The organism is Nocardia sp. NPDC050712 (genome assembly GCF_040654295.1).
Taxonomy (GTDB): domain Bacteria; phylum Actinomycetota; class Actinomycetes; order Mycobacteriales; family Mycobacteriaceae; genus Nocardia.
Map to the genome: position 1 here is coordinate 1,562,146 of NZ_JBFAHT010000002.1, position 24,369 is coordinate 1,586,514.

Here is a 24,369-nt window from a genome sequence, read left to right on the forward strand (position 1 = left end):
CTCCGACCCTACGCGGCTGGTGTGACGCAGTCGGGCCTATGGGCCCCGATCTCCTCGCTCGCACCGCGATCGAAGACCAGGATGATGAAGACGACGGCGGGGACGATCATCAGCAGGATGTTGGGCACCCACCAGGACAGGCTGAAATCGCCGTAGTAGGCCCAGAACGAGATGGCCATGAAGCCGGCGCAGAAGGTCAGGGTGAGACCGATGGTCAGGACGAGCCAGCCGAGGCGGTGGCGGCGGCGAACCAGGTAGACGCCGGTGAAGCCGAAGAGTGAGGCTGCCAGGTCCAGGGGGAAGAACGACCAGTTCCAAGCCTCGATGATGGGGTTGGTGTAGTCGCGGAACGCCGATTCCTTCGGGATGGCGTTCACGGCGACCGCGACCCAGTAGAGGAGGAGCAGAGCATCGGTAACGAGCAGGAGGATCTTTCCCACCTTCAACCGCACGAGGCACTCCTTCTGCAGCTTAACGGTTTTGACGCTATCGTGCCTGACGCGGGCGGGCACCGGATGGACCCGGCGTGATTCTATTGACGAGCATCACCCGACAGCACAGGTGTGGAACGACGCCAGCGGGTAACTCGGTCGGTATGCGAAATCCATTGGCCAGAGTTGCTCGCCGGGTGGCCCAGCGTCCCTGGGTCATGCGCGCCAAGCCCGCGATCTTGCGGATGGAGCTCGGTGTGCGGCGGATCAGTAAGGGGCGCAGGGGAATACTCGATGTGGCGGGGTTGCCGTCGGTGCGGATCACGGTGCCGGGGCGTAAGACCGGGGTGCCGCGCACGACGTCGCTGCTCGCGGTGCCCGAGCCCGAGCGGTTCCTCGTTGTCGGATCCAATTGGGGGAGTGCGAAGCACCCGGTGTGGTCGGCGAATTTGCGGGCCGCCGAGACCGCGGAGGTGTGTTATCGCGGCGAGTGCGGCGCGGCGACGGTCACCGAGATCACCGGCGTGGAGCGCAAGCGCGCGTGGGATCAGGCGGTGGAGTTCTGGCCGGGCTACCGGATGGAGGAGGAGCTCTCCGGGGGTCGGCATTTCCGGATCTTCGAATTGCGGCCCGCCTGAGGGTTCAGTCGTCGTGCCAATCGCCGTGTGACCAGAACTCCGGGGTGATGCCCAGGCTTTCCAGCCAGGTTTTCGCCCCTTGCAGCACGATCGATTCGGCGTTGGCGGACAGGAGTTCGAGCACGTCGGCCTCCGGGGAGCCGCCGAGGGCCTGCCGCACGAACGGCACCTTCCCGGGTGCGACGGTGATCGTGTACTCGTACTCCCCGCCGCGGCTCAGATGCTGCCCCTCGAAGACCAGCGCCCCCGAATCGCGCAGGCTCGCAGTGATATACAGGCCGCCCCGACTCCAGAGCGAGACCGAACGCGGGGTCATACCCCCAGCGTAGGCCGGGAATTCGCTTACTGCTCGGTGTCTTCGGCGCCGGGGACCCCGAGCTGTTCGGCGATGGCGGCGGTGAGATCGTTGAGCGAGCGGCCGCCGTTCTGCGGCCAGCCGGCCGGTGCGGCGGCGCGATCGCGGATGGCGCGGCCCGCGCCGGGCCCCAGCAGCTGATCCAGGATCGCCATGAGCATGACCTCGTTCTGGTAGGTGCGCCGGTCGATCCATTGCAGCGCGGTCGCGGCGTCGACGGTCTTGCCCTCGAAATTGACGAACGTCAGTGCCATGAGTTCCTCGTCTCCAGTCAGTGGGTCCTGCGCGCCGGCGAACCAGGCGGCCGGATCGATGGCGCGGCCGCCGACCCGGCCCGGCGCGGTCCACACCTCGACGTGGGCGTGCGGGCCGCTGGAATCGCCGTAAGAGTTGACGTAGCCGATGAGCTGGCCCGCCGTGACCCGATCCCCGCGGCGCACCGCCGGATCGCTGTGGCCGATCACGAAATCCGTGCCGACCGCGGGCTGACAATCCAGCCATACCCAGCGCCCGAAACCCTGGACGTTCTGGCGTTCGGCGCCTTCTACGCAGACGCCGTCGGCCGGTGCGTAGAAGGGGGTGCCCAGTGGTGCGGCGAAATCCAGCCCGTAGTGGAAGCCGCCCGCGCGGGGCCCGAAGCCGGAGGTGAGGGTGTAGGTTCCGGCGGCCAGGGGCCAGTATCGGGGTGGCAGGGCATCGGTCACAGGGTGGGAATGCCCGCGATCAGGCCGCTACAACCGGATCAGGCGGGCGATTTCGGCTGTATCAGAGGCCGAGTTTGGTTACGGCGTTGTCTTCCAACGGGTTCGCGGTGCGGATGTAGTTGTGCACGGTGCGGGGATTGGTCCAGCGGCCCTGGCGCATGATCTCGCGGTCGGAGGCGCCGCCGAGGGCGGCCTGGGTGGCGAAACCGGCGCGCAGGGAGTGCCCGGAGAACAGGTCGGGGTCCAGGCCGGCGCGGGCGGCATAGCGTTTAACGAGTTCGGCGACGGCGCGACCGGACATGGCGGTACGGCCGACGCCGCCGTGGCGGGTGATGGTGGGAAGCAGTGGCAGGTCCGGATTTTCGGCCAGGGCGGTGCCGGTGAAGCCGTGGCAGCGGTGGATGGTGGTGTCGTGGGTGACGGTGTCGGCGAGCCAGGCCCGCACGCCGGGTGAGCCCGTGCCGGCGTGGACTTCCAGCAGCCGGATCCAGTCGGCGAAAGCGCAGACCGGGCAGGTGCGCGGATGCTGGCCGCGGGGCAAGGCGACCCGCTGCTCGGCGACGCCGGTGGGATCGGTCTTGGTGGTCGGCAGACTCACCAGCAGCAGGGGTTCGCCGGTGTGGTGATCGATGTTCACGCGCACGTCGGCGATACGCAGGCCGGCGAGTTCGCTGCGGCGCAGGGCGCCCGCGAAACCGATGAGCAAGGCGAGCGCGTCGCGGCGGCGTGCGGGTTCGGCGGGCCAGCCCGGATCCGGGAGCCCGGCCAGCAGCTGATCGAGGGTGTGCAGCAGGACCGGGCGTTTACGGGTGGGCGGGGTGCGGCGGGTGCGGCGGATACCGCGCAACGTCAACCGCACGACATCCGAGCGGGTCGGCGAGGGCAGGCCGTTGGCGGCGTGCACGGCGGCGATCGCGGCCGACTTGCGTTCCAAAGTGGCCGGGCTGAAGGCCCACTCGCCGCCCTCGCGACGCGCGTCGGCGGCCGCGGCCAGATACACCGCCACATCCAGCGGATCGGCCGGCAGGGCCTGGCGCTGCTCGGTGGCGCACCAACCCGCCCAGGCGATCCAATCGGTGCGGTAGGCACGCAAGGTGTTCGCCGACTGCGAGGCCTCCAGATACCGCCGCAGCGACCCGGCCTGCACGTCGTCGAACCGCTCCCGCACCAGCCGCAGCGCCGCCGCGTCCACCAGCACGCTGCGCACACCGCGGCGCAGCTCGTTGCGCACCAGCTCGGGTACCGCTTCCACGCCACCACCTTTCAGGTCTCCGGTCGCGTCAACCCTATGCGCTCGACAGCTCCTTCGACAGGAACGCCAGCACCGTCAGCCACGTCCAGCCGGCGACGATCGCGATGCGCTGCCACAGGCCGCCGATGTCGACCAGGTTCGGGGCCTGGGCGAATCCGCTGCCCGCCACCATGAACGCGACCCCGAATACCAGTCCCGACAGCAGCGAATATCCCATCCAGAGCCACCCGCGGTCGCCCGCGAACACGAAACACGCGGCGGTCAGCCCGATCAGCACCAGCACCGAGAACAGGTTGTGCAGGGTGCTGTGCAGGGTCGTCTCCGGCGGCACGGGCACACCGGGCGGGTAGCCGCTGACCGGATCGGTGTCGAACAGGCCCAGCCCGAGCAGTCCGACGGCCCAGATCCCCACCAGAATGGCGGCGACGATGGAGCCCGCGCGCCACAGTCCCGCCGCGAACACGAGACCGAGCAATCCGCAGACCCCGAAGACGATGTCGGCCGTCCACCCCCACGGCCCCAGCGACAGTGCGCTGACCGGCTGGCGCACCGGGTTGTAGTCCGCGCGCACGGCGCCCAGGATCAGGAACGCGACAATGAAGAGCGGACCTGTCAGGAGCCCGCACCACCGGCTCACCTTCGTCATGGGTCAACTATGAGATCGAAAAGCCGGAAGGTGTTGAAATTCGGCGAGTTTCAGGTGACATCGGATATGGCCGCGATTCGTCACTGTGAGGTTTCGCTCCAGCTCACCAGGCGGGCGCTGTCGTTCCAGAGGGTGTGGGCCAGCTTGTCGTCGCGGGCGAGGACCGAAGGTTCGATCCAGGCCAGGGTGCCGCGGCGCAGGGCGGCGTAGGTGTGGCCTTCGGGCGGCGTCTGGAGGCGGAAAACCAAGTCGGCCAAGGCATTTCCGGCAGCCGCGCGGGTGTTGCGGGTGGGGCTGAGGCGGCGGACCGGCCAGCCCACGGGCGTGCCCATGACCTTCCAGGCGATGCGTAGCGGGAGCGCGAGGTCCTTGGCCAGGCCGGTGCCGAAGACCTGGCCGGGATCGTAGGCGAGCGCGGTGCGATTCGGGTGATGCTCGCGCAGCGCCCGAACCGTCAGCACCGCGCACAGCTTGGAGGCGGTGTAGGCGTGCTGGCCCGCCTTGCCCGGCTGCTCGTCACGGTCGGGATCGCGCTCCGGGTGGGCCAGCAGGTCGGCGTCGGCGTGCCGGGGTGTGACCAGGCCCGCTTCGGTTGCGGGATCGTGGGTTCCGCTGGTGGTCAGGGTGATGATCGCGTCGTCGGCGAGCGCGTCTTCCAGCAGGCGCAGCAGGAGATAGTGCGCGAGGTGATTGACCGCGAAGGTCGTTTCGAAGCCGTCGACGGTGCGGTCGTCGGCGTCGGGGCGCACCATGCCCGCGTTGAGGACCAGTGCGTCGATCGGGGTGTCACCCAGCTCGTCGCGGACCGCCGCGGCGAACCCGCGGACCGAGTCGAGATCGGCCAGGTCGAGCGGGAAAGTATCGACGGCCGACTCCGGGCGGCGCGCCCCCAGGATCAGGCGGGCATTGCCGCCTTCGAGCCGTTGCGCGGCCAAGGCTCCGAATCCCGAAGTGCCGCCGGTCATCACCATCGTGGTCACGGTGTGCCCCCTTGGAGCTGGAATCGATGTCTCTCAAACTACGCCCGCGGGAACGCGCATGACGGCAGGTCGATCGATTCGCTTCCGCGCGCCCCGCGACAGTAGTACCGTCGCGAGTGTCGTTATGCGGGAAGGACATCCACTGATGATGGTTCGGCAAATGGCAGCAGGGGTCGTGGCGGCGGCCGGGGTCGGCGCGTTCGTGGCCGGCGCGCAGCCCGCACAGGCGGAGCCGCTTCCCCAGTTCGCGCCCTTCGGCACCACCCTGTTCAACTTCGGCAACGCCAACTTCTGCGCCGGCGCCATCAATATCGCGGTGGAAGCCACACCGCAGCGCCCGGGCTATGTGCGCGCGCATGTGCGGCCACTGGGTTATGACCGCGGGCCCTGCGGTAACCAGGTGTCGCTGGGCTGGGTCGGGTCGGCGGGCGCGCGGCACCACAACGTCTTCGTGCACACGGCCGCGACGCCGGGCGAGGTCGTGAGCGTCGACCTGTTCGTCGGGATGGGCCCGGCCAAGATCATGGCCGCCAGCTGGCCGATGCAGGGCACGTTCACCGAGTGGTATCTGCTGGTCCCCTGACCGCGATGGTGACCTTCCAGAGCTGAACGCCGCGCGGGCACTCCGGCGAACCCTTGCAGCGGCGCTGCGCGGTGATCTCGGACCGGCCGTGTTCGAGCGCCTCGAAGCGGGCGAACGTGTCCCCGGCCGGCGCCGGACTGCTGCGCAACTGCTTGAGCACGGACACGTCCGAAGACTCCGTCGCGCTCCACTCCCACTGGCGGTCGTCCTCGTCGTAGGCGGCCAGGCGCACTTCCACCCGGTCGCCCACCTCGGCCTCGATCGTGCCGGCGGCGGCCTCGGTGAGTTCGATCGTGTGTCTGGTAGCTAGGCGATAGGGCTCGGGGGCCGGTGCGCTGGACAGTGTCAGCGCGACGCCGACAGCCAAGGGGAATCCCGCGAGCCACAGTGCCTTCAACCGAAACTCCTTCGAAAGATCGGAGGGAAGTCGATGCGGCACATGGTCGCACGGGGTTGCGGTCGGGTGGCGGGTGACGCGCGGGTCGGTGCAGGAGTTCGGGCGGTACCCGCGGCGGTGCTCAGTTGGCGCTGCGTCGCTCCAGAAAGACGGTGTCGCGCCACACGCCATCGAGTTGGGCGATGCGTTCGCGAACGCCGAGGGTGCGAAAGCCCGCGGAGTGGTGCAGGGCGATGCCGGCGCGGTTCTCGGGGAAGATCGAGGTCTGCAGGGTCCACACGCCGGCGTTGTCGGCCGCGATGACTTGGGCACGGACCAGGGCTTTGCCGACGCCGCGTCCGCGCATACCGTCAGCGACATAGACCGAGGCTTCGGCGACCCCGCTATAGCAGTCACGAGCCGAGACCGGCGCAAGCGCTGCCCACCCGACCACTCGGCCGTCGATCTCGGCGACCCAGCGGTGCCCGGTCAGCCATTCGGCTTCCAGATCCGCACGGGCGGGTACCTCGGTGTCGAAAGTGGCGTTGCGCGTGGCGATTCCCTCGCCGTAGATGCGCAGCACCGCATCCCAGTCGCCGTCGGTCATCGCGCGCACGGTGACGTCTTCGGGGATGTCGACCGGGCAGCAGGGCTGCGGGGGCAGCACACCCATGACGGCGTCGGCGGCGTGTGGCAGGCCGGTGCAGCAGGCGGGGTTGACGGTGACGACGGTGCTGGTGCGGTCCTTGTGGACGTTGACGAAGCCGACGTCGACGAGCTTGCGCAGGTGGTGCGAGACCGTGGGCTGCCCGACGCCGAGGGCATGAGCGAGGTCACCGACCGTGACGCCGGCGGGCCGGCCGGCCACGTGGTGCAGCAGCCGCACGCGGGTGGGGTCGGCCAGGCACGCGAACCAGCTCGCGTAGGTGGTGGCTTCGGCGACCGGGAGCATGTGTACCCGGTCGTCGGTGCGCAAGACCGGCATATCCAGCGACGTCATATCCCACACTATATCGACAACTATCGATGGTTGTATTCATCGACGGCTGTCGATATAGTTCTCGCAAGTTCAATCGACGGTTATCGATGAAAGGAATGTGGGATGAACGAGCTGCCCGTGGTCGTAGTGGGAGCTGGGCCGATCGGCCTGGCGGCGGCGGCCGAACTGCGTGAACGCGGCTTGATCCCGCTGGTCTTCGAACGCGGTACTACCGCGGGCGCGGCAGTGGCCGAATGGAATCACGTACGACTGTTCTCCCGCTGGGGCGAGCTCGTCTCGCCGGCCGCGCAGCGCCTACTGGAAACCGCGGATTGGGTAGCACCGGAGCCGGATTCCTATCCGACCGGGCAGCAGTGGGCCGGTGACTACTTGGCCCCGCTGGCCGAAGCACTCGGTGACGATATCGTCCATCTCGGAACCGAAGTCGTCGGCGTCACCCGCCGGGGCCGTGACCGCGTGGTGGACGCCGGACGCGACAGCGAACCACTGGTCGTGCGGATCCGGCATGCCGATGGGCGCGAGGAGCGAGTGTCGGCTCGCGCGGTAATCGATGCTTCGGGCACGTGGGGCGCCCCGAATCCACTCGGCGGCGACGGCCTGGCCGCACTCGGCGAAACCGCCGCGGCCGAAGCGATCTCGTACCGCGTACCCGACCTCGAGGACGCGCGGGTGCGGGCCCGCTACGCCGGCAAGCACACCGTCATCGCGGGTAGCGGCCACTCCGCGCTGAGCGCGATCGTGGCGCTGGCCGGGCTGGCGAAGACCGAACCCGGCACCCGCCTGAGCTGGGTGCTGCGACGCGGGGAGGTCGGCAATACCTTCGGCGGCGGCGCGGCCGACCAGTTGCCCGCGCGCGGCGCGCTCGGGCTCCGGGCCGAGCAAGCCCTCGACGACGGACTGCTGACGGTGGTGACCGGATTCCGCACCGCCACCGTCGAACCCGGCACCGGGGGGAAGCTCGAACTGGTGGCCGAGACCGGCGCCCGGATCGAGGGAGTGGACCGGGTGGTCGCCTTGACCGGGTTCCGGCCACAGCTGTCGTGGCTCTCGGAGATCCGGCTGCACCTGGACCCGGTGCTGCAGGCCCCGGCCGAGCTGGCACCGTTGATCGACCCGAACGTGCACTCGTGCGGAACGGTGTATCCCCATGGCGTGAAAGAACTTTCCCATCCCGAACCAGGCTTCTACCTGGTGGGCATGAAGAGCTACGGGCGCGCGCCGACGTTCCTGGCGTTGACCGGCTACGAACAGGTCCGCTCCATCGCCGCCGAGCTCGCCGGTGACCACGAATCCGCCGCCCGAGTCGAGCTGACCTTGCCCGATACCGGGGTCTGCGGCGGGGCGGGCGTCTTCGAGGAACCCGAATCCGCTCCCATAGCCACGTCGAGCTCCGGAGGTGGGTGCTGTGCCAGTAGCGCTGCCCCGGAACTGATTTCGCTGGGTGCGGTGCGCGACAGCCTTTGATTCCCCTCCCGCCCATCTGAACAAGGAGCAAGCACGATGAGCACCGACGACGACACCCGGACCCGCGAACAGGTCCGCGCCCACTACGCCGCCGCCGCACTATCGGTCCTGGACCGATCCGGCGCCGCGCCCAGCGCGAGTTGCTGCACTCCGGCCACCGGCGCGACCTCCTGTTGTTCGAGCCCTGGCGAGGTCGGCGCGGACGCGTTCGGCTCCCGCCTCTACAGCACCGACGAACACGACCAGCTGCCCGCCGATGCCGTCGCCGCCAGCCTCGGCTGCGGCAACCCGGTCATGGTCGCCGACCTGCGCCCCGGCGACACCGTGCTCGATCTCGGCTCCGGCGGCGGTATCGACGTACTGCTCTCGGCACGCCGGGTCGGGCCGACCGGCAAGGCCTACGGCCTGGACATGACCGAGGAGATGCTGGCCCTCGCGATCGCCAATGCCCGCAAGGCCGGCGCTCAGAATGTCGAATTCCTGAAGGGCACCATCGAAGCCGTGCCGCTCCCGGCCGCGACGGTGGATGTGATCATCTCCAACTGCGTGATCAACCTGTCCACCGACAAGCCCGCCGTCTTCGCCGAAGCCCACCGCGTCCTGCGGCCCGGCGGACGATTCGGAGTCAGTGACGTCGTCGCCGATGACGAACTCACCCCCGTCCAGCGCGCCGAACGCGGGGAATATGTAGCCTGCATCGCCGGGGCGCTGTCCTTCACCGAATACCGCGACGGCCTCGCCGCAGCCGGGTTCACCGACATCGAGATCAGCACGACCCACCAGGTGGGTGACGGCTTGCACGGCGCGATCATCCACGCCACCAAACCCGGCCACCCCGACTCCGCGAGCAACACCGGACAGGCAGCCTCAGTGTGTTGCGGCACCGCTGAGGAAGCCGCCACCGAGGGCTCCTGCTGCGGCAGTGCGGCCAAGGCCGAAGCTCAATCATCCGGTGCGTCCTGCTGTGGGCCGACCTCGAACAAGTCATCCCGGGCCTTGCTCGCCGACCAGGCGGCGTGCCGCATATCGCGCGACTGAACCCGCCGTGCCGGGTGCGTGATACACCCGCTGCGCCGGTACGGGTGTGTACCGGTTGTCTATTTGGCTACGGTATCGATACATGTCAATATAGGCGTATGTCGAAGTCGAAGCTGCCGATCACCCCGGCGCAAGCGTGCTCGGCCGCGCCGATCGTGCGTGAGCCGTTGACCGAAGCGACCGCTACCGAGCTGGCGAGCGTGTTCAAGGCGCTCGCGGACCCGGTGCGGTTGCGGCTGCTCAGCGCGATCGCCTCCCGGGAGGGCCAGGAAGCCTGTGTCTGCGATGTCGCCGAAGGATTCGAGGTGACCCAGCCGACGATCTCCCATCACCTCAAGGTGTTGCGTGAGGCCGGCCTGCTCGACAGCGAACGCCGCGCGTCCTGGGTGTACTACCGGGTGCTTCCGGAAGCGCTGCAACGCCTTTCGGAAGTCCTGCTGACCGAAAGCGGCGCAGCCGCGGAGGCCCACGCGTGAACACCGAGACCACGAACCCCGAGCCCGGTGTCGTCGGCAAGCTGTCCACCCTGGACCGGTTCCTGCCGGTGTGGATCGGTGTCGCGATGCTCGCCGGGCTGCTGCTGGGCCGCCTCGTTCCCGGCCTCGGTGACGCCCTGAGCGCGGTCGAGATCGATGGCATCTCACTGCCGATCGCGCTCGGGCTGCTGATCATGATGTATCCGGTGCTGGCCAAGGTCCGCTACGACCGCCTCGACACCGTCACCGGCGACCGCAAGCTGCTCATCGGGTCGCTGGTGTTGAACTGGGTGCTGGGCCCGGCGTTGATGTTCGCGCTGGCGTGGCTGCTGCTGCCCGATCTGCCCGAGTACCGCACCGGATTGATCATTGTCGGGCTCGCCCGCTGCATCGCGATGGTCATCATCTGGAACGACCTGGCCTGCGGCGACCGTGAAGCGGCCGCGGTCCTGGTGGCGTTGAACTCGATCTTCCAAGTGATCATGTTCGCGGTCCTCGGCTGGTTCTACCTCTCGGTGCTGCCGGGCCGGCTCGGGCTCGAGCGGACCACCATCGATACCTCACCCTGGCAGATCGCGAAGTCGGTGCTCATCTTCCTGGGCATCCCGCTCCTGGCCGGATACCTGACGCGCCGCTTCGGCGAAAAGGCCAGGGGCCGTGCGTGGTACGAGTCCAAGCTCCTGCCCGCCATCGGGCCGTGGGCGCTGTACGGGTTGCTGTTCACGATCGTGATCCTGTTCGCGTTGCAGGGCAAGCAGATCACCTCCCAGCCCCTGGGTGTGGTGCGGATCGCGATCCCGCTGCTGGTCTACTTCGCCCTGATGTGGGGTGGCGGCTACCTCCTCGGCGCGGTCATGGGCCTCGGCTACGAACGCACCACCACACTCGCCTTCACCGCGGCGGGCAACAACTTCGAACTCGCCATCGCCGTCGCGATCGCCACCTACGGCGCCACCTCCGGCCAAGCCCTCGCCGGGGTCGTCGGCCCACTGATCGAAGTCCCCGTCCTGGTCGGACTGGTCTACGTCGCACTGGCATTGCGTAAACGGTTCCCGGCCGACACCGTCGCGCAGAAGGTGGCGAAGCCGTGAGCACACCGTCGGTGCTTTTCGTGTGCGTCAAGAACGGCGGCAAGTCGCAGATGGCCGCCGGGCTGCTGCGTCACACCGCGCGGGGCCGGGTGGAAGCCTATTCGGCGGGCACTGCGCCCGGTGACAATCTCAATGGGCTTGCGGTGCAGTCACTGCTGGAGGTCGGTGTCGACATCCGCGCCGAGGTGCCCAAGCCGATCGATCCGCGGTTGCTGCGCGCGGTCGATCTGGTGGTGACGCTGGGCCGTGCAGCCCACATCGATGCGGTCGAGGGCGTGCGGATCCGTAACTGGGACACCGACGAACCTTCCGAACGCGGCATCGACGGCATCGAACGCATGCGGCTGGTCCGCGACGATATCGCTGGCCGCGTCCGTCAACTCCTCGACGAGCTCACCGCGTAGCACCAAGGCATCGAAGCTAGATTTCGCCGTCGCAGGGGGGTGCACAGTTTTCGAGGGTTTGCGTTGATGTTTCGTTACGTTTGCTCCAACCAAACGTAAATGGAATAGATGGGCGGTGAGGATAAGGATGGGGGTGAGGCTGACCGCCGATAATGTTCACTTATCGGCGGTCAGAACCCGGTGGTGGGCAGAGGGGTTCGGTTGAGGCGACACGGGTTTCGTTTCGTGTTAATACGTTGGATATGACGGAAACAACGCTACGATTTGGCCGTGTCCAGCGTATGCAACTATCCCGGATGTGTTCGACCCATCACGCGCGGCGGCGGGCCCGGCCGGCCGTCGGAATACTGTGATCACCCCGACCACACGCGATGGCGGGCTTGGCGGGAACGGCAACGGCTACAACAGGAGTCGGAGGCACCCGCCGGTTCCGTCACTGTGACACCGCAGGGGCCGGTGACGGTGGCGCGGTTGCGGGCCGATGAGCTGCTGGGGCAGTTTCGGTTGCTGGCCGAGCAGTTGGGCACCAATTTGAATGCCGCGGTGGCGGAGTTGGCGACGCTGGCCGATCCGTCGGTGGCCGAGGCGCAGGTGCAGGCGGTGCAGGCGGATGCGGGGCGGCGGATCGCCGAGGCGGAGATGGCGGCGGTCGCGGCCGAGCAGGCGCGGCGGGACTCGGAGGAGGCTCGGGCGCTGGCGGAGTCGGCGGCCGAGGATGCGGCCGAGGCGGCTGAGCAGGCCGAAACGTTGGTGACCGAGGCGAATACCGCGCGCGATGATGCGGTGCGGGAGGTCGAGCGGGTCAGCAGGCAGGCTGCCGACGAGGTGTTCGCGGCGCGCAGCGAGGCCGAGGCCGAGATTCGCACGGCGCGGCGGGAAGCTTCCGAGGACGTTGCGCGGGCCCGGGAGCAGGCCGAGGAGGAGATCGAGAAGGCGCGGCGCAAAGCGGCCACCGAGATCGAGCAGATTCGGCGAGAGTCGGCGCAGCAGCTCACCGCGGCTGGCGCCGAGCGGGATTTGGCGGTGCAGCGGGCTGCCGATGCGGAACGAGCCATCGACCGTGCCGAGCAGGCGGCGGCCGAACGGGCCGAAGCGGCTAACGAGGCGCGGGAGGAGTGGCGGCGAGTGCGGGCCGAACTCGACTCCGTGCGAGGGGAACTCGCGGAAGCGCGCCGAGGTGCTGCGGCGGAGGCGGCGGCCGCGCGGGCCGAAGCGGCCGCCACCATCGAGCAGGTCCGGGCCGAGGCCGCGCAACGGATCGAAGCGCTGGATCAGGCGCGGACGCAGACGCAGGCGCGGGCCGAGCGTGCTGAGGCTCAGCTCGATGAGTTGCTGGCCGAGGCGCGGCGTGCTCCGGCCAAGGATTCCTCCCGATCGGCGGGATAGGCCCGCGCAGCCGTAGCGATCCAGGCATCGTCTGACCCGGTAGAAGGCAAGTCGCTCACGGCACGCTCACCGCGAGCGTACGGCCGTGGGCGGCGCCTTCCACCGCCTCCATATAGACCCGGGCGACATCGGCGACAGGGGTACCGGCAGCCGGATCCATGCCCAGGCCGAGGAGGGTTTCGCGTACCCAGCCGGGGCTGACGGTATTCAGGCGAACGCCACGCGGCATCTCGGTCGCCGCGGCATGCACGAACGCCTCGAGCCCGGCGTTGACGAGATAGCCGAGTGAGCTCCCCGGGACGGGCTCGGCGAACCGACCGCTGGTGAGCGTCACGGATCCGCCGTCCCGCACGTGCGAGAGTGCTCGCCGGACCAGGTTCACCTGCCCGAGAAGCTTTCCGTCGAGACCGCTCCAGAATGCCGTGTCCGACGGGACATCGAGCGGTGTCAGGCCGCCGCTCGCGGCACAGCACACCACCGCGTCCACTTCTCTCACCTCGGTGAACAGGGCGTCGATCGTCGCGGCCTCCGCCATGTCCACCCGCAGCGGTCCGCGGCGTGCGGCACGTACTACGTCGTGGCGCGCCGCCAAGCCCTCGGCGACGGCGCTGCCGATGGTCCCCGTCGCACCGATCACAAGAATCTTCATCGCGTCTCCTTTCATCTGGTCTGCGGAAACCAGCCTGCGCCGATGGACATGCCGGACCCAGACCCCTGCCGGATGTACATCTGCGGTGCCTACATCTGGCAGGTGCAGGCTCGACGGTCGCGGATCCTCGACACTGGTAGGCATGAGCACATCGACGGAGCTGGGCGAGTTCCTGCGATCGAGACGAGCACGGCTACAACCGGACGACGTTGGGCTGCCCACCTATGGCGGACGGCGCCGGGTGCCCGGCATGCGTCGCGAGGAGCTTGCTCAGCTCGCCGGGGTGAGCGCCGGCTACTACACCCGACTCGAACAGGGGCAAAGCCCCAATGCCTCGGATGCCGTTCTCGACGCTGTCGCCCGCGTACTGCGGTTGGACGAGGCCGAGCGTGCGCATCTGTACTCGCTGGCCCGGCCGAAGCCGAGGCCGCGACCCCGGACCGTCAAGCCCGAGCAAGTGCGGCCGGGGGTCCGGCTCATGATCGAGTCGTTCGGGGACGTACCCGCTCTCGTGCTGGGGCGCTTCGTCGATGTTCTCGCCTGGAACCCGATGGCACACGCGCTGCTGGCCGGACACCTCGACTTCGAGGCGCCGAACCGTCCTGACGACCGGCCCAATTTTGCCCGCATGGTGTTCCTCGACCCGCACACGCGTGAGCTCTATGACGACTGGCCGCTCAAGGCTCGGTCCACCGTCGCCGACCTGCGACTGATCGCCGGACAACACCCCGGCGCCGCCGCTCTGAGCAACCTGATCGGCGAACTCACCCTCGGAAGCCCCGAGTTCGCGAAACTGTGGGCCGCGCATACGGTGGGTGACTGCGGCGGAACCGCCCGCACCTACCGCCATCCCACCGTAGGCGCCATGGCGCTCATGACCGAGTTCATGACGCTTCCGAACGACGAGGGACAACGTGTGGCCGTGTTCAATGCCGAACCGGGCTCACCCTCCGCCGCTGCCCTGCGAATCCTCGCTGATCTGACCGCCACCACTGGGGCATCGGCGGACCACCTTCCTGACCGACGCGGCTGAGCCGATCCACCCGGGCAATACCCCGTCGGTTCGGCCCAAATACTGGTGGCGAGTGTCCTACGGCCTTGCCTTTTTGAACAGCTCATAGATGGCGAGATAGTTCTGACTGCCGTGGCCTGCGGCGACGGCCTGCTCGGCGATCTGCTGCATCCACCGCGGCTGATCGGAGAAGACGCCCTGCTCCTCGCTGGTGCGGGTGATGTGTTGCAGCGCATTGAGATTCATCTCCAGGGTGCCGAGGGCTCCGGGGTAGTGGGCGGCGTCGAGGTCGGGCGCTTGGTCGGCCAGGGACGCGTAGTCGACCACGGCGGGCATGAACCAGCCCAGCGCCAGTTCGGCGAACTGCCGCGCTGAGACGTTCGCGGAGTCCAGGAGGGCGGCGGCGTGGAGCCAGCCGTTCATGGTCGCGTACATCATTTCCAGCAGGGCGGTGTTGTAGAGGACCGCCAGGCCGACGTCCGCGCCGAGATAGCGAGGATCACCGCCCACACTCCGCAACGTTTTCTGGTGCTCGTCGAAGGCGCCCTGCCGGCCGCTGTACAGAATTACCGCTTCGGGTTCGCCCACCAGCGGGGGCGGCACCATGATCGCGCCGTCGAGGTAGTCGATGCCGCGTTCGGTGGACCAGGCGAGGGCGGCGCGTGCCTCGTTCGGCGTCCCGGAGGTGAGATTGACCAGGGTGCGACCGTCGAGCGCGGTGCCGGTGGCATCGAGGACGCGGTACAGGGTGTCGTAGTTGTCGAGGCACACGAACGTGACCGGGCTCGCGGCGACGGCTTCGGCGGCGCTCCCGGCGCGGTGCGCGCCCCGCGAGACCAAGTCGTCGGCTTTCTCCGGTGTGCGGTTCCAGACGGTGAGGGAATGGCCCTGTTTCAACAAGGCCCCGGCCAGGGCGATACCCATGGGACCGAGTCCTATCAGGCCAACGTGGTTGTGCTGCTGATTGATTGCCTGCTGCGGTGTCATACCCCGGACGTTAGAGTCTCACATCAATGTGAGAGTCAAGCTGCTCCCGGTCGGACACACGGAAGAACGCCGACGCACCGGCAATGCGGGCAAACCGTGGGTTATTGAGAACTAGCGCCCATATCATCAATCCATGCCCGAAAACGGTGATGCGGGGCGTGTGGAACCGCGGGTGCGGGGTGGGCGGCAGGCGCTGCTCATCTCCGGGGTGACGTCGGTGATTGCCGGGGTCGCGCTCGCGGTTTGGCCGGAGAAGACAATGGCGGTCGCGGAACTACTGGTCGGTTCGTATCTGTTGATCAGCGGGGTGCTGCAAGGGTGGACCGCGCTTGCCGCGAAGTTTGCTATCCCTTTGCGGGCTCTCGTGCTCTTGAGTGCGGCTATCTCGATCCTGCTGGCGGCGTTGTGCCTGCGCAGCGGTAATTCGATCCTGCTGCTGGCGATGTGGCTGGGGATCGGTTGGGCGGTGCGCGGGATCATTCACGCCACCGTCGCGGCCTGGGACAGCCGGCTGCCCAACAGTGGTCATCACGAACTGCTCGGTTTGTTCACCATGCTGCTCGGTATCGCGATACTGGGCGTGCAGTTCGAAAGCCTCGAGGTGCTGGCGCTGGTCGGGGGCGGCGGACTGATCGTGGTCGGGATCCTGGAGCTGTTCATCGCGGGTGTCGGTGCGGTGGTGGGCATTCCGGGTCCGGCGCGGGTCCCGGCGACGCGCGGAGGATGACTGGCGGGGGATTCGCGCAGCGGGTTCACTGTCTTTATGGCACCTACTGATCAACGTCGGAGTTCGGCACACCCGCAGGCACCGGCGACGATGCGGTCGTCGGCGGAACTGATCGTCGTCACCCACGGTGCGGGCGCACCGATCCAGCCGATCGCGCTGCGCGAGAACATCGCCACCGAAGAGCACCTGGGCACACTGCTGCCGCTGGGCGCTCGGCTGCGGCGCATCTTCGGCCCACCCAACCGGTTGCCCGGGCGGCTGGCCGGCACCGATCAGGAACCGACCGGTGCGGACTATCTGAACTACTTCACCGTCGGCGGGGCCGTCTACGACCTGGAAGCAATCGCCGACCGGCTGCGCGCCGACGACGCGGTCGACGGCGCCTACGTCAAACCCGGCGCCGAACCGCCGATCGCGCCGCAGCACAGCGCGTCCCGCTCCTATGCCGAGGCGCCGGCGGTCACGCCGGATTATCGAGCGCGGCAAGGGTATCTGGATGCCGCGCCGGGCGGGATCGACGCGCGCTGGGCGTGGACGCGGCCTGGCGGGCGCGGTACCGGGGTGCGGGTGATCGACATCGAGGGGGCGTGGCTGTTCAGCCACGAGGACCTCACCCAGAACCAAGGCGGCATCATCGGCGGTGCGGCGACCGACGACGAGGGCTGGCGCAATCACGGCACCGCGGTCGCGGGGGAGATCAGCGGTGACGCCAACGCCTTCGGGATCACCGGTATCGCACCGGATTCGGTGATCCGGGCGGTGTCGATCTTCGGCGCGGGATCGGCGGCGGCGATCCGCACGGCCGCCGACGCGCTGAGTCCCGGCGATGTCATCCTGCTCGAACTGCATCGCCCCGGTCCGCGATACAACTTCGCCGACCGGGCCGATCAGGCCGGCTACATCGCCATCGAATGGTGGCCCGACGACCTGGCCGCGGTCCGCTACGCGAACTCGCGCGGGGTGATCGTCGTGGGTGCCGCCGGCAACGGCGGGGAGAACCTGGACGCGGCGATCTATGACACCCGGCCGGCCGGGTTCCCCGCTACCTGGCAGAACCCGTTCCGCGCCGAGGATTCCGGCGCGATCATCGTCGGTGCGGGGGCGCCGCCGCCGGGAACGCACGGTCGCGACCACGGTCCGGGGCGTTCGCGGTTGGCCTTCTCCAACTACGGCAGCCGCGTCGATACCCAGGGCTGGGGGCGGGAGGTCACCACGACCGCGTACGGCGACCTGCAAGGTGGCAGCGACGAACAGTACTGGTACACCGACACTTTCAGCGGCACCTCCAGCGCCTCGCCGATCGTGGTCGGCGCGATCGCCTGCTATCAGGGCATCCACGCCGCCGGCTCCGGTGCGCATACGCCCGCCGAGGTCCGTGCCCGCCTGCGCGCGACCGGCTCACCCCAAACCGCCGCGCCCAACCGCCCGGACACCCAGCGCATCGGCAATCTGCCCAACGTCCGGGCGATGGTCGGCGACACCGATTGAGCTACGGCCGAGGTCGAGCGACCGGTCAGCGTACGGTCTGGGCTCGCGCTGGTTCGCGGCGACGGGTGTGATGAGGCCGCGGAAGCCGGTGCGCATGGTCCTCGATCCGGTGACGATGGACACCACGCTTCGTGCTGGACATGTCCGACCTTCACTGAGCGCCCGCACCCGGGTCCGGGTAGTCGAAGGCCGGGATCGTGCGCGCTACTTTCTGCGGGGCGCCGCCGATCAGGCCCCGCCAGGGCAGGTGGGGCAGCAGGCGCACGTTCAGGTTGCGGAACTTGATCATCGCGGTGCTCGATGGCGCGTACCAGGCGCCGGTGCGCTCGGCGAACTTCTGACAGGCCTCGACCATGGGCCGCATCCGCTGCTCGTAGGCGGGGAAGGCGACGGTGTGATCGCCCGCGGCGGCGGCCAGTTCACCGGCGAGGGTGTACGCGCCGACCAGGGACAGATCGGCGCCCTGCCCGGACAGTGGCGAGGCGCAGTACCCGGCGTCGCCGACCAGGGCGACGCGGGCCCGGTGCCAGGTGTCCATGCGGATCTGCGCCATCGCGTCGAAGTAGAAATCCGGTGCCGTGCCGAGGTGTTCGAGCAGCTCCGGGACCCGCCAGCCCTGGCCGGCGAAGCTCTCGGCGAGAATGCGCTGCTGGGTCGCGGTGTCGCGGTGGTCGTAGTCGATCGGCTCGGCGGCCCAGGCGAAGATCGCCTTGGCCTGGGTGTTCTCGCGGGCACTGTAGGCGCCGGCGATCTTTCCGGGGGTGTTGTAATCCAGCTCCCAGTGGTCGAGCTGGAGGAAGTTCGGGATCGTGTAGATGCAGATGTAGTAGCCCATGTGCCGCAGGAACCGTGATTCCGGGCCGAAAGCCAGTGTGCGCGTGGGCGAGTGCACGCCGTCGGCGCCGATGACCAGGTCGAAGGTGCGCGGGGCGGCGTGTTCGAACCACACGCGCACATAGTCGGGGTCCTGGACCAGTTCGGTGATGGTGTCGCCGAGCAGGTACTCGACGTCGTCGCGGGTGGCGTCGTAGAGGATGCGGGCCAGATCGCCGCGCTGGATCTCGGTGTCACCGTGCGCGCCGACCCCGTTGAACACCTCGCTCGAGATGGTGGCACGCACGCGGCCCGTGGCATCCACATAGGAGGTGCCGCGTTTGCCGGTGCTCATCTCGTGCACGCGCTCGAGCAGGCCCATGCGCCGCACCACCTCGGTGGCGGTGCCCAGTACGTCGATGGCTTGGCCGCCGGCGCGCAGGGTGGGCGACAGCTCCACGATCGTCGGGGTGAAGCCGTAGCGGCGCAGCCAGAAGGCCAGGGTGGGCCCGGCGATGCCGGCCCCGGAAATCAAGACGGTGCGATTGCTCATCTGCTGCATGCCGAGAACTGTACCGCCGAGTTGCACAAATGTTCAAGACAAATGTCTAACCAGCGGATGGACGATTCATTTTGCGTGGAATCGCCCGCACTAGAACATGTTCTAGGTACCGTCGTCGCGTGAGTAAAACCGAGTCGATCGTGCGCGTCGGCGTCGCCTATGTTCTGGCCTTCGCGGCCGCGGGCGCCTGGCTGGCGTGGGGGCCCGAGACCGCCTACCTCTGGCTGGACGGGCTGATCGCCGATCTGATCGCCACGGCGGTGGTGTTCGCCGCGAGCCGCATCCACAAGAACTCGAGCTTCTACGACGCGTACTGGAGTGTGCTGCCGCCGCTGCTGATGGTGGCGTGGTGGCTCGAGATCGGTACGGGCGGCGATCAGGTGCGGGCGTGGCTGGTGCTGGGGGTGATCGTGTTCTGGTCGATCCGGTTGACGGGCAACTGGCTCTACGCGTTTCCCGGTCTGCACCACGAGGATTGGCGCTATCCGATGATCCGGGCCCGGGCGGGCAAGGCCGAAGCGGTGGCCGACCTGGTCGGTGTGCACGTGGTGCCCACCTTGCAGGTGTTCGCGGGGATGGTGCCGGTGTATGTGGTGCTGACCAACACCGATCGCGGGATCGGCTGGCTGGATGTCGTCGCGCTCGCGGTCGGGGTCGGGGCGGTGGTGCTCTCGTTCGCCGCCGATCTGCAGATGTATCGGTTCGCCGCGCACTGCAGTCCCGGGCAGGCGATGGCGGCGGGGCTGTGGAGCTGGTCGCGGCATCCGAACTACTTCGGGGAGTTCGCTTTCTGGCTCGCGCTGGGCTTGTTCGGTCTGGCAGCGGCGCCGCAGGACTGGTGGTGGGTGTTCATCGGCGCGGTCGCGATGTACGCGATGTTCCAGGGGGCGAGTATTCCGATGATGGAGCAGCGCAGCCTGGAACGCCGCCCCGACTATCAGGACGTGATCGATCGGGTGCCGCGCTTCGTGCCGCGCCCGCCGCGTAAGCAGCGCCAGAGCGTCGCGTGAGCCGCCCGCGCGTCGTGGTCGCGGGGCTGGGCGATACCGGGCTGCTGACGGCGATCCATCTGGCCGCCCACGCCGAGGTGGTGGGTATCTCCAGCAAGCCCGGCTTGGTCAGCGGTCAGGAGCTCGGGCTGCGGCTGTCCCGCCCGCAGCTGTGGGCGCGCGATCACTGGGTGTCCTTCGATCGCTATCACCGGCTCGATCCGGTGCGCACGGTGCACGGCACAGTGACCGGGCTGGACCTCGAGGCGCGCCGCGTTCATCTCACGGGTCCCGACGGCACAGCCGGTTCCGAACCCTATGACGTGCTGGTGATCGCGACCGGCGTGACGAACGGTTTCTGGCGCCGGCCCGAGCTCGAGACTCGCGAGCAGGTCGCCGCCGGGATCAGCCGCGACCATCAGCGCCTCGCCGACGCCGACTCGGTCATCGTGCTCGGCGGTGGCGCGGCGGCGGTGAGCAGCGCGCTGAACGTGGCGACCACCTGGCCGGACAAGCGGGTGGATCTGTATTTCCCTGGCGAGCGCGCACTTCCGCGGCATCACGGCCGGGTCTGGAGCACGCTGGTCAAGCGTCTGGAACGCCGCGGGGTGGGACTGCATCCGGGGCACCGCGCGGTGGTGCCCGCCGGATTCGGGTTCGAGGAGATCACCGGCGGCAAGGTCGAGTGGAGTACCGGGCAGGCCGCGAGCAGTGCCGATGCCGTGCTCTGGACGATCGGGCGGGTCACCCCGAACACCTCGTGGCTGCCCGCCGAACTACTCGACGAGAACGGTTTCGTCGTGGTCGACGACTATCTGCGGGTGCCCGGCGCGGCGGGGGTGTACGCGATCGGCGATGCCGCCGCGACCGATCCGCTGCGCACCTCGGCCCGGAGCCGCGCGGATGGTCTGCTGGCGCACAACGTTCGGGCCGATCGCACCGGCGGTGCACCGAAGCGGTTCCGGCCGGCCACCCGGCGCTGGGGCTCGGTGGTGGGCGTCCAGCGCAATATCCTCGACATCTTCACCCCCGGCGGCCGGGCGATCCCGATCCCGGCGTGGTCACTGCTGCAACCGGTCATCGTGTGGCGCGGGATCTACGGCGGGGTCCGCCGGCCGGACTGAAGACCGTCAGAGCGGCGCGGGGACGTCGATCGCGACTTCGGGCGGGGTGGGATTGGTGCTGACCTGCACGGCGACGCGGCCGGAACCGGCCAGGGTGAAGAAGGCGGCGTGCCAGCCGTAGTGGCCGTCGTACTGGGTGGCGCGGGTTTCGGTGAGGGTGGCGCCGGTGTCGAGGTTACGCATGGTGACCGTCGCCGAGATCTCGCAGAGCTGCGCGGAGATCGAGCCGAGCGGGTTGGGGTCGGGACGGAAGTTCACCGTGACCCGGGCCGTGCTGTCGATGAAATCGGCGCCTTCGCGGGCCTGCTGCCCCTGACTGGCCGAGACCTCGGCGTTGACGGTGCCCGAACATCCCGGCGCCGTGCCGTCGACGTGGGCGGGGTCGAAATGGGCCGGATCGGCGGCGGCCGGGCCGGCGGGAATGAGGAGCGCCAGCAGCGGCAGCATCGATACCGCCGCGGCCTTGGAAACGCCTCGCATGATGATCTCCCGTCCTTGCACACACTGCGGACTGGCAATTACATGGCAATTCGACGCTAGCACCGGGCATCGGCGCCCACCAAACCCGTTGCCGGGCCGCGAGCGGTGAATTCGCGGACAACGGCTGGTGGCGGGTGGTGGAGGGCGTGTTGAATTCTGTGGGCGGGCAAGGGGACCGGTGCGCGTGTTCCGGCGTTTCGCCCGCTGTTGTCGCGGCGGGCGCTGACCTGGGCGGTCACCCGTTTCGAGGGGTGTTCGAGAGCCCTTCCGGCGCAGCGGTTTACGCGGCGCGCAGGGGTCGGCAGCGACTGTCGAGGGTCGCGAATGGCGGTAGGGTTCGGCGCGATTTGATCATGTGGCCGGGCTGTGCGCGCGAGGAGAAACGGTGGCTGTCGATACTGTCCGTGAAGAACAGGCGATGCGCCGGGTGCGCGACAGTCTGCTCGAGGCCTACGGCGAGACGCATTCCGAGGCGGAGATCCAGGCGGTGCTGCGGGCGGTGCGGCAGCGGTTCGAGGGGCATCCGGTGCGCGAGTTCGTGCCGATCCTGGTGGAGCGGATCGTGCACCGGGAGCTGTCGCCGCCCGCGCAGGGCAGCGTCATCGAGGAGGCCGCCGCCGCGGTGGAGCGGTCCGGCGCGGCGGTGTCGCGGGCCGATCGGCGGCGTGCGGCCCGCCCGGGCGCGCTCGCGCCGAACCGGCGCACGCTCGGGGTGGCCGCAGCGGTCGTGGTGGTCGCGGTCGTGGTGGTGGCGCTGGTCGCCCGCGAGCCCGACCCCGCCCCGGCGGCCACGCCCGCGGCGCCCGCGCTGACGGTGGTGCGCGGGGTGGTCGGCTCGGAGAAGATGGCCTACTTCGAGGATCCGCGCGTGGTCGAGGCGCTGGCCCGGCACGGGCTGAGCGTGACCGCCGACCCCGCGGGCTCGCGGCAGATCGCGACCTCGGTCGACCTCGGCAAGTACGACTTCGCCTTCCCGTCGAGCAGCCCCGCGGCCGAGCGCGTCCAGCGCGCCCGCAACATCAACACCAAGTACACCCCGTTCGCCTCGCCGATGGCGATCGCGACGTTCCAGCCGATCGCGGACCTGCTCACCGAAGCCCGCGTGCTGCGACCCGGGCCGGTGCCGGTCTTCGACGTCGCGCGCTACCTGGAACTGGTGAACACCAACACCGAATGGGCGCATCTGCCCGGCAACAGCGTCTACCCGGTGCGCAAGAACATCCTGGTCTCCACCACCGACCCGCGCACCTCCAACTCCGCGGCCATGTATGCCGCGATCGCGAGCTTCGTGGCCAACGACCGCGCGGTCGTGCAGGGTGAACCGGCCGAGCAGGCGGTGCTGCCCACCTTGGCGCGGCTGTTCGCGGGCCAGGGCTACACCGAGAACTCCACCCAGGGCCCGTTCCAGGAGTACCTGGCCGGGGGCATGGGCCCTTCGCCACTGGTGCTGATCTATGAGGCCCAGTTCGTGGAGGCCGCCGTGCAGGGGCGGACCAAGCCCGGCATGGTGCTGACCTACCCGTCACCGACCGTGCTGTCCCAGCACACCCTGGTTCCGCTGGGGGCGAGCGGGGACAAGATCGGGCGCCTGCTCTCCAGCGACCCGGAGCTGCAACGTCTGGCCGCCGAGCACGGTTTCCGCACCGGTGATGCCACCCGGTTCGCGCAGGTCACCGCCGAACACCGGGTGCCGGTGCAGCCGGATCTGATCGACGTGGTCGACACCCCGACCTATGACACCCTCGAGCATCTGCTGGACGCGGTAGCGAAGTCCTACAACTGACTTGCCTGCTCGGCGCTATCGAGGGATCCTGAGAGGTTCTGCCGAGTACCTTCCGATGTCCGATTCGAGTAGCCGGGCACTCGCGGTTTCGACTCGATTTCGTGTCACCGTTCGTAGGTAGGGGCTGGACAGGAAGGAGCCTCCGCATGAACGGGATTCACACCCAGGCACCCGAGCGGATGTGCGGCCCGGCGAGCACGACGGGCACCCACGCGATGCTGCTGTTCGGCACCGGGACCGACTGTTATCTCTCGAATCTGCCGAAGTTCGCGGCGCCGCACCACTTCCAGGTGCTGCTCGCCGTCGAACTCGACGACCGCGCCCGGGACGCGCTCGCCGCGGACCGGGCCACCGGCTACGACGGGCTGCACACCTTCGTACCCGGCGAGTTCGCGATGACCGAACTGGATCCGCGCCGCGGGCAGGTGCGAGAGACGTTGCCCGGCACCCTGTTTCGCGGACATGTGCGCCGGGGCGGCACGCCGGTGGCCGCGGACGTGGTGGCCGGGATCCGCCGGGTGATCTACTTCGACGACCTCGATCCGGGCACCCGGCGCGGGCACGAACTGCTCACCCATCTGTGTTTCGGCGAGCCGGGGCGGCTGTATCTGGCGCACCGGATCTGCCGCAAGCCCAGTTTCGACCAGATCGTGGCGGTCGAGCTGGTCCCGGGCACCGTCACCGACCTGCTCGGCGAGGACGAGGCCCCGCGCGCGGTCGAGGCGATCGGGTTCGGGCAGGCCCAGGCGATCATTCTGGGGCAGCGCGAGTTCACCGGCCGGCGGTTGCGGGCCGGGGAGATCGCGGTGGCGGCGTTCCCGGCCGCGGCGGCGGAGCCGGGTTTCCTGGCCGAACTCGCGGTACGTCGTCAGGTCTATCTCGAGGTCGCCGACCTCGGGTGAGTTAGTCAATACCCCGCAGGTCGCGTCCG

Annotated in this window: 27 protein-coding genes; 15 read left to right on the forward strand and 12 right to left on the reverse strand. The window is 68.9% G+C overall.

The window, feature by feature from the left end; all coding sequences use genetic code 11:
- Positions 1 to 8: 8 nt before the first annotated feature.
- Positions 9 to 452, reverse strand: coding sequence for a DUF5360 family protein (locus AB0H76_RS18100; RefSeq protein ID WP_357324677.1), 444 nt, complete (start codon positions 450 to 452; stop codon positions 9 to 11).
- A gap of 155 nt (positions 453 to 607) precedes the next feature.
- Here AB0H76_RS18100 and AB0H76_RS18105 point away from each other — a divergent pair, with 155 nt between their 5' ends.
- On the forward strand, positions 608 to 1,069 hold the full coding sequence (locus AB0H76_RS18105; protein WP_357324679.1) for a nitroreductase family deazaflavin-dependent oxidoreductase: 462 nt from the start codon (positions 608 to 610) through the stop codon (positions 1,067 to 1,069).
- A gap of 4 nt (positions 1,070 to 1,073) precedes the next feature.
- Here the strand turns inward: AB0H76_RS18105 and AB0H76_RS18110 are convergent, their stop codons facing one another.
- From AB0H76_RS18110 to AB0H76_RS18130, 5 genes are all read right to left on the reverse strand, one after another.
- The gene (locus AB0H76_RS18110) at positions 1,074 to 1,385 is read right to left on the reverse strand and encodes a hypothetical protein (protein ID WP_357324682.1); all 312 of its coding nucleotides are present in this window, start codon (positions 1,383 to 1,385) and stop codon (positions 1,074 to 1,076) included.
- 26 nt (positions 1,386 to 1,411) lie between these two features.
- A complete protein-coding gene (locus AB0H76_RS18115; protein ID WP_357324685.1) occupies positions 1,412 to 2,128 on the reverse strand; it encodes a M23 family metallopeptidase in 717 nt (238 codons plus the stop codon).
- A gap of 61 nt (positions 2,129 to 2,189) precedes the next feature.
- Complete coding sequence (locus tag AB0H76_RS18120; RefSeq protein ID WP_357324688.1) at positions 2,190 to 3,380, reverse strand: site-specific integrase; 1,191 nt, start codon at positions 3,378 to 3,380, stop codon at positions 2,190 to 2,192.
- Between the two features lie 34 nt (positions 3,381 to 3,414).
- The gene (locus AB0H76_RS18125) at positions 3,415 to 4,026 is read right to left on the reverse strand and encodes a DUF998 domain-containing protein (protein WP_357324691.1); all 612 of its coding nucleotides are present in this window, start codon (positions 4,024 to 4,026) and stop codon (positions 3,415 to 3,417) included.
- An 80-nt stretch (positions 4,027 to 4,106) separates the two neighbouring features.
- A complete protein-coding gene (locus AB0H76_RS18130; protein ID WP_357326235.1) occupies positions 4,107 to 4,997 on the reverse strand; it encodes an SDR family NAD(P)-dependent oxidoreductase in 891 nt (296 codons plus the stop codon).
- A gap of 169 nt (positions 4,998 to 5,166) precedes the next feature.
- On the opposite strand from AB0H76_RS18130, the gene AB0H76_RS18135 reads away from it, so the two are divergent.
- Positions 5,167 to 5,589 carry a hypothetical protein gene (locus AB0H76_RS18135; protein WP_357324694.1) on the forward strand — a complete coding sequence of 141 codons (423 nt, stop codon included), beginning with the start codon at positions 5,167 to 5,169 and terminating at the stop codon, positions 5,587 to 5,589.
- Here the strand turns inward: AB0H76_RS18135 and AB0H76_RS18140 are convergent.
- Both AB0H76_RS18140 and AB0H76_RS18145 read right to left on the reverse strand, forming a co-directional pair.
- Positions 5,561 to 5,986, reverse strand: coding sequence for a hypothetical protein (locus AB0H76_RS18140; protein WP_357324697.1), 426 nt, complete (start codon positions 5,984 to 5,986; stop codon positions 5,561 to 5,563). The genes AB0H76_RS18135 and AB0H76_RS18140 overlap by 29 nt on opposite strands.
- A 121-nt stretch (positions 5,987 to 6,107) precedes the next feature.
- Positions 6,108 to 6,965 (reverse strand): metalloregulator ArsR/SmtB family transcription factor, encoded by an 858-nt coding sequence (locus AB0H76_RS18145; RefSeq protein ID WP_357324698.1) that lies wholly within the window; start codon positions 6,963 to 6,965, stop codon positions 6,108 to 6,110.
- A 102-nt stretch (positions 6,966 to 7,067) separates the two neighbouring features.
- On the opposite strand from AB0H76_RS18145, the gene AB0H76_RS18150 reads away from it, so the two are divergent.
- From AB0H76_RS18150 to AB0H76_RS18175, 6 genes are all read left to right on the forward strand, one after another.
- Positions 7,068 to 8,429, forward strand: a complete 1,362-nt coding sequence (locus tag AB0H76_RS18150; RefSeq protein WP_357324701.1) for an NAD(P)-binding domain-containing protein — start codon at positions 7,068 to 7,070, stop codon at positions 8,427 to 8,429.
- A gap of 36 nt (positions 8,430 to 8,465) precedes the next feature.
- Entirely contained in the window at positions 8,466 to 9,467 is a 1,002-nt protein-coding gene (arsM, locus tag AB0H76_RS18155; protein WP_357324704.1) for an arsenite methyltransferase, read from the forward strand.
- A gap of 98 nt (positions 9,468 to 9,565) precedes the next feature.
- The gene (locus AB0H76_RS18160; protein ID WP_357324706.1) at positions 9,566 to 9,943 is read left to right on the forward strand and encodes a metalloregulator ArsR/SmtB family transcription factor; all 378 of its coding nucleotides are present in this window, start codon (positions 9,566 to 9,568) and stop codon (positions 9,941 to 9,943) included.
- Entirely contained in the window at positions 9,940 to 11,034 is a 1,095-nt protein-coding gene (gene arsB, locus AB0H76_RS18165; RefSeq protein ID WP_357324709.1) for an ACR3 family arsenite efflux transporter, read from the forward strand. Before AB0H76_RS18160 ends, arsB begins: the two co-directional genes overlap by 4 nt.
- Positions 11,031 to 11,438, forward strand: a complete 408-nt coding sequence (locus AB0H76_RS18170; RefSeq protein ID WP_357324712.1) for a low molecular weight phosphatase family protein — start codon at positions 11,031 to 11,033, stop codon at positions 11,436 to 11,438. The genes arsB and AB0H76_RS18170 overlap by 4 nt, the downstream gene beginning before the upstream one ends.
- A gap of 438 nt (positions 11,439 to 11,876) precedes the next feature.
- Positions 11,877 to 12,824 (forward strand): hypothetical protein, encoded by a 948-nt coding sequence (locus AB0H76_RS18175; protein ID WP_357324714.1) that lies wholly within the window; start codon positions 11,877 to 11,879, stop codon positions 12,822 to 12,824.
- A 55-nt stretch (positions 12,825 to 12,879) separates the two neighbouring features.
- Here AB0H76_RS18175 and AB0H76_RS18180 read toward each other — a convergent pair whose 3' ends face one another.
- Positions 12,880 to 13,473, reverse strand: a complete 594-nt coding sequence (locus AB0H76_RS18180) for a short chain dehydrogenase (RefSeq protein WP_357324717.1) — start codon at positions 13,471 to 13,473, stop codon at positions 12,880 to 12,882.
- A gap of 142 nt (positions 13,474 to 13,615) precedes the next feature.
- Here AB0H76_RS18180 and AB0H76_RS18185 point away from each other — a divergent pair, with 142 nt between their 5' ends.
- Positions 13,616 to 14,506 (forward strand): helix-turn-helix transcriptional regulator, encoded by an 891-nt coding sequence (locus tag AB0H76_RS18185; RefSeq protein WP_357324720.1) that lies wholly within the window; start codon positions 13,616 to 13,618, stop codon positions 14,504 to 14,506.
- A gap of 57 nt (positions 14,507 to 14,563) precedes the next feature.
- Here the strand turns inward: AB0H76_RS18185 and AB0H76_RS18190 are convergent, their stop codons facing one another.
- On the reverse strand, positions 14,564 to 15,472 hold the full coding sequence (locus tag AB0H76_RS18190; RefSeq protein ID WP_357324723.1) for an NAD(P)-binding domain-containing protein: 909 nt from the start codon (positions 15,470 to 15,472) through the stop codon (positions 14,564 to 14,566).
- Positions 15,473 to 15,605: 133 nt separating this feature from the next.
- On the opposite strand from AB0H76_RS18190, the gene AB0H76_RS18195 reads away from it, so the two are divergent.
- A complete protein-coding gene (locus AB0H76_RS18195; RefSeq protein ID WP_357324726.1) occupies positions 15,606 to 16,199 on the forward strand; it encodes a DUF308 domain-containing protein in 594 nt (197 codons plus the stop codon).
- A gap of 90 nt (positions 16,200 to 16,289) precedes the next feature.
- Positions 16,290 to 17,687, forward strand: coding sequence for a S8 family serine peptidase (locus tag AB0H76_RS18200; protein WP_357324729.1), 1,398 nt, complete (start codon positions 16,290 to 16,292; stop codon positions 17,685 to 17,687).
- 151 nt (positions 17,688 to 17,838) lie between these two features.
- Here AB0H76_RS18200 and AB0H76_RS18205 read toward each other — a convergent pair whose 3' ends face one another.
- The gene (locus AB0H76_RS18205; protein WP_357324732.1) at positions 17,839 to 19,062 is read right to left on the reverse strand and encodes an FAD-dependent monooxygenase; all 1,224 of its coding nucleotides are present in this window, start codon (positions 19,060 to 19,062) and stop codon (positions 17,839 to 17,841) included.
- 119 nt (positions 19,063 to 19,181) lie between these two features.
- Between AB0H76_RS18205 and AB0H76_RS18210 the strand changes: the two genes are divergently transcribed.
- Positions 19,182 to 20,072, forward strand: coding sequence for a DUF1295 domain-containing protein (locus AB0H76_RS18210; RefSeq protein ID WP_357324735.1), 891 nt, complete (start codon positions 19,182 to 19,184; stop codon positions 20,070 to 20,072).
- Positions 20,069 to 21,175: an FAD-dependent oxidoreductase gene (locus AB0H76_RS18215; RefSeq protein WP_357324738.1), complete on the forward strand. Its 1,107-nt coding sequence runs from the start codon at positions 20,069 to 20,071 to the stop codon at positions 21,173 to 21,175. Before AB0H76_RS18210 ends, AB0H76_RS18215 begins: the two co-directional genes overlap by 4 nt.
- A 6-nt stretch (positions 21,176 to 21,181) precedes the next feature.
- Here AB0H76_RS18215 and AB0H76_RS18220 read toward each other — a convergent pair whose 3' ends face one another.
- Positions 21,182 to 21,655, reverse strand: coding sequence for a hypothetical protein (locus AB0H76_RS18220; protein ID WP_357324741.1), 474 nt, complete (start codon positions 21,653 to 21,655; stop codon positions 21,182 to 21,184).
- A 385-nt stretch (positions 21,656 to 22,040) separates the two neighbouring features.
- On the opposite strand from AB0H76_RS18220, the gene AB0H76_RS18225 reads away from it, so the two are divergent.
- Both AB0H76_RS18225 and AB0H76_RS18230 read left to right on the forward strand, forming a co-directional pair.
- Positions 22,041 to 23,438, forward strand: coding sequence for a three-helix bundle dimerization domain-containing protein (locus AB0H76_RS18225; protein WP_357324744.1), 1,398 nt, complete (start codon positions 22,041 to 22,043; stop codon positions 23,436 to 23,438).
- A 146-nt stretch (positions 23,439 to 23,584) separates the two neighbouring features.
- Positions 23,585 to 24,340 carry a hypothetical protein gene (locus tag AB0H76_RS18230; protein ID WP_357324747.1) on the forward strand — a complete coding sequence of 252 codons (756 nt, stop codon included), beginning with the start codon at positions 23,585 to 23,587 and terminating at the stop codon, positions 24,338 to 24,340.
- The last annotated feature ends 29 nt before the right edge of the window (positions 24,341 to 24,369 follow it).